Genomic DNA, 4,111 nt, shown 5'->3' with positions numbered 1-4,111 from the left:
TTATCTTGCTAGTTTGGGCTTACAGAGACAGCAGGTGCTGGCCGTACTCGGTCATGGACAGCTCCTGGCCCAGCTTTTGCAGCTGGTCGTGGGAGATCCAGCCCTCCCGGTAGGCGATTTCTTCAATGACGCCCACATAGTGATCCTGGCCCTGCAGGTCGTGGATGGTCTGGGCGGCCTGGAGCATGCTGCCGGCGTTGCCAGCGTCCAGCCACACGTAGTTGTCCTCCATGGGCACCACCTGGAGCTGGCCCTGGTGCAGATACGCCAGATTTACGTCGGTGATCTCCAGCTCGCCCCGGGCGGAGGGGGTGAGGTTGGCGGCGATGTCCATAGCCTGTCCGTCGTAGAAGTACAGGCCGGGCACGATGTAGTTGGACTTGGGGTTCTGGGGCTTCTCCTCAATGGAGATGGCCTTGCCGTTCTCATCAAACTCCACCACGCCGAAGGGGCGGGGGTCGTCCACGTAGCAGCCGAAGACGGTGGCGCCCTGGTTGTTGTCAGCGGCCTGCTTCAAAAGCTGCTGGAAGTTGGGGGACCAGAAGATGTTGTCGCCCAGCACCAGGCACACGTCGTCCCCGTCCACGAAGTCACGGCCAATGAGCAGGGCGTCGGCAATGCCACGGGCCACGGGCTGCACGGTGTACTGGATGTTCATGCCCAGCTGGGAGCCGTCGCCCAGCAGAGCGGCAAAGGTGTCCACCTCTCCGGGGGGCACGATCACCAGCACGTCACGGATGCCGGCCTGCATCAGCACGGCCAGGGGATAATAGATCAGCGGCTTGTCATAGACAGGCAGCAGGGGTTTGCAGACGGGTCGGGTCATCGGATAGAGACGGGTGCCCCGTCCGGCAGCCAAGATAATACCCTTCATAATTCCTACCTCCATGCCCTATGGGCGTATTTAGTAAAATTCTAGTCGCAAGAGTCGGGTATAGTATACCGAATACCGAGCAAAAAGTCAATGAAGGGGGAGAAACGTCGCAGGGCAAAGATTTCCCAGTATGTGTTAACCATATCTTAATACTTTGAGTGGTTGCAACTTAAGGGGAAGATTGGTAGTATAGAAGCAGATCAGAAACAGCGGGAGGGCATGGAAGGATGTACAAGATTCTAATCTGTGATGATGACCATGACATTGTATCTGCGTTAAAAATTTACCTCACCAGTGAGGGATATCAGACCGTAGAGGCATACAACGGACAGGAGGCCCTGGAGGCCGTGGAAGCCGGCGGCATTGACCTGGTGCTCATGGACGTGATGATGCCCAAAATGGACGGCATTCGCGCCACCGCCCGGATGCGGGAGGAGGGGAATATCCCCATCATTCTCCTCACCGCCAAGGGCGAGGACAGCGACAAGGTGCTGGGGCTGAACATCGGGGCGGACGATTATATCACCAAGCCCTTCAACCCCATCGAGGTGCTGGCCCGGGTCAAGAGCCAGCTGCGCCGCTACACCACCCTGGGTGGCAAGCAGAGCGGCGACGAGCAGGGCGTGCTGCGCAACGGGGCCCTGGTGCTGGACGACGCGGCCAAGATGGTGCGGGTGGACGGCGAGGTCATCAACCTCACCCCCATTGAGTACAACATTCTCCACCTGCTGATGAAGAACCCCGGGCGGGTGTACTCCACTGCCCAGATCTATCAGCTGGTGTGGAACGACCCGGTTTTGGGGTCGGAGAACACCGTAGCGGTGCACATTCGCCACCTGCGGGAGAAAATCGAAATCGACCCGGCCAACCCCCACTATCTGAAAGTGGTGTGGGGCCTGGGTTATAAAATGGAGAAGATGGTATGAGAGCACGGGAAAACCCGGTGCTGAAAGCGGGGGCGTTCCTGCTGGCAGTGGTGACCTTTGCCATTGCGGCCGTGATGGGCTGCTACCAGATGGTGAATCTCAATGTGATCTGGGGCCAGACCTCGGCAGCGGGAGGTTACACCATCCGATACCTGGAAAACCAGGACCTGCAACAGATCAGCTACCTGCTGGACCTCCTCTACACCGAGCAGGAGCTGGGGTCTCTGAGCAGCTATGAGCAGCAGATGAAGTCGGATTTGGAGCAGCAGTACCAGTGGAACAACACCAACCTGCGCTGGCAGCTGCTGGACCCGGAGGGCGGTGTCCTCCAGGGGAATACCACCCAGGCCCGTCCCTCCCAGCCTGAGGGCATCTACTGGGGGGAATACTACGTCTCCAACCTGGAGATGGACGTGCGCAGTGACGTGGGCACCAAGTGGGCGGATGTGGTGGATACCATCCGCAACCCGCCCGCCAGTCCTCAGCGGGTGGAGAGCGACACCTGGGCCTATGAACTGAGTGCAGCGGTGCAGCAGTACCGGGAGGACCCCAGCAGCGTGGATTTGACAGCGGTGTACTTAGACGGGGAAGGTAAGGGCGACATGCTGCGCATCACCACCCAGTTCGGGGTGTTTGCCTATGCCCCGTCGGTGCAAAACGTCATCAGGTCCAACGTCTTCGGCTATCATTACGACCTGGATGCCGGGGGCTGGACCATCAATGCAGAGGAGGGCTGGACTGAGGGTGCCGTGGCTTTGGACCTGGTACTGTGGGTGAACACGTCCCTGGCCGTGGAGGGGGACTCCTACGCCAAGGCCTATCTGGGTCTGGACTGGTGGAAAAACCACAACGTGGCCATGCTGGTGCTGAACCTGGTGTGCGTGGCGGTGGGCATTGCCATGCTGGTGTTCCTGTGCGTGGGCGCCGGATGCCGCAAGGGTACCGAGGGCGTCTATTTGAATTGGTTCCATCGGTTGCCCGGGGAGTTGATTCTGGTGGCTCTGTTTCTCCTGGCCAGTTACCCGGTGAGCGGGCTGGTGGAAGACGCCATTATGGATATCACATATACGATAATGCCCATGAAGCTCCAGCTACTGCTGGTGGGAGGAGGAATGGCGGCCATGACCGCGATGACTGCGGGGCTGCTGACCACCGTAAGCGCCCGCCTTAAGAGCCATACCCTGGTCCGCAGCACCCTGCTGTGGTGGGCCTGGGGACGGATAAAAAAGATTCTGGGGATGGCCCGCCGTACCATTCCCCTGGTTTGGCGTGTGGGAATGGGAGGTTGTCTCTATATGCTGGTGTCGCTGGTGTTGCTGATGAGCAATGCCGTGTTTCTCTGGGTGGTCATCAGCGTGGTGCTGGTGGTGTACCTGTGTAGCTGGGCCCACTGCTGGAAGCAGATTCGCCGCTGTACCGGGGAACTGCTCAAGGGCAACCTGAACGTGCAGATCTCCTGCCACCATATGCCCCACGACCTGCGGGAGCACGCCCAGCAGCTGAACAACCTGGGCCAGTCCATCTCCCAGGCGGTGGCGGAGCGGATGCGCAGCGAGCACTTCAAAGCCGAGCTCATCACCAACGTCTCCCACGACTTGAAAACCCCCCTCACCTCCATCATCAACTATGTGGACCTGCTGAAAAAGGAGCCCATGGCCAACGAGCGGGTGGAGGAGTATATCAACGTGCTGGAGCGCAAGAGTAACCGCCTGAAAAAGCTCACCGAGGACCTGGTGGAGGCCTCCAAGGCGTCCACCGGCGTGCTGTCGGTGGAGTTGGCCCGGCTGGACCTGGGAGAAATCGCAGATCAGGCCCTGGGCGAGTACGAGGAACGGCTCCAGGCCGCAGGGCTGGCGGTGGTGCGCACCCTGCCCGACCACCCGGTGTGGGTGATGGCGGACGGCCGAAGACTGTGGCGGGTGCTGGACAACCTGCTGGGCAACTGCGCCAAGTACGCCCTGGAGGGCTCCCGGGTGTATGTGGAGCTGCACTACGATGACAAGAGCGCCACCCTGTCCATGAAGAACATCTCCCGGGAGGCCCTGAACGTGCCGGTGGAGCGGCTCATGGAGCGGTTTGTCCGGGGCGACGAGTCCCGGTCCACCGACGGCAGCGGCTTAGGCCTGTCCATTGCCCAGTCCATGACCGAGCTGCAAAAGGGTACCTTCCAGATTGAGATCGACGGAGACCTGTTCAAGGCCATGGTCACGCTGCCTTTGGCCCCCAGCGAAGAGCTGGCGGAAATGAAAGGCTGATAAGAAACCAAAAAAAGGTTCGGAGAACGCATGCGTTCCTCCGAACCTTTTTTTGA

Annotated in this window: 3 protein-coding genes; 2 read left to right on the top strand and 1 reads right to left on the bottom strand. The window is 59.9% G+C overall.

Going from position 1 to position 4,111, the window contains the following annotated elements; translation table 11 throughout:
* Positions 1–19 precede the first annotated feature (19 nt).
* A complete protein-coding gene (rfbA, locus tag E0L15_RS11925; protein ID WP_168125766.1) occupies positions 20–874 on the bottom strand; it encodes a glucose-1-phosphate thymidylyltransferase RfbA in 855 nt (284 codons plus the stop codon).
* A gap of 227 nt (positions 875–1,101) precedes the next feature.
* Here rfbA and E0L15_RS11920 point away from each other — a divergent pair, with 227 nt between their 5' ends.
* Both E0L15_RS11920 and E0L15_RS11915 read left to right on the top strand, forming a co-directional pair.
* On the top strand, positions 1,102–1,800 hold the full coding sequence (locus E0L15_RS11920) for a response regulator transcription factor (RefSeq protein ID WP_087232287.1): 699 nt from the start codon (positions 1,102–1,104) through the stop codon (positions 1,798–1,800).
* The gene (locus tag E0L15_RS11915) at positions 1,797–4,055 is read left to right on the top strand and encodes a HAMP domain-containing sensor histidine kinase (protein WP_168125764.1); all 2,259 of its coding nucleotides are present in this window, start codon (positions 1,797–1,799) and stop codon (positions 4,053–4,055) included. Before E0L15_RS11920 ends, E0L15_RS11915 begins: the two co-directional genes overlap by 4 nt.
* Positions 4,056–4,111 lie beyond the last annotated feature (56 nt).

Source organism: Pseudoflavonifractor sp. SW1122, assembly GCF_012027765.1.
Taxonomy (GTDB): domain Bacteria; phylum Bacillota; class Clostridia; order Oscillospirales; family Oscillospiraceae; genus Enterenecus; species Enterenecus faecium.
The sequence above is the reverse complement of the archived record's forward strand: the minus strand, read 5'-3'. Positions and strand labels throughout refer to the sequence as shown.

What these genes read in the sequence shown, in the direction of transcription:
- rfbA (WP_168125766.1), bottom strand. Translation starts at nt 874, where the DNA reads ATGAAGGGTATTATCTTGGCTGCCGGACGGGGCACCCGTCTCTATCCG.
- E0L15_RS11920 (WP_087232287.1), top strand. Translation starts at nt 1,102, where the DNA reads ATGTACAAGATTCTAATCTGTGATGATGACCATGACATTGTATCTGCG.
- E0L15_RS11915 (WP_168125764.1), top strand. Translation starts at nt 1,797, where the DNA reads ATGAGAGCACGGGAAAACCCGGTGCTGAAAGCGGGGGCGTTCCTGCTG.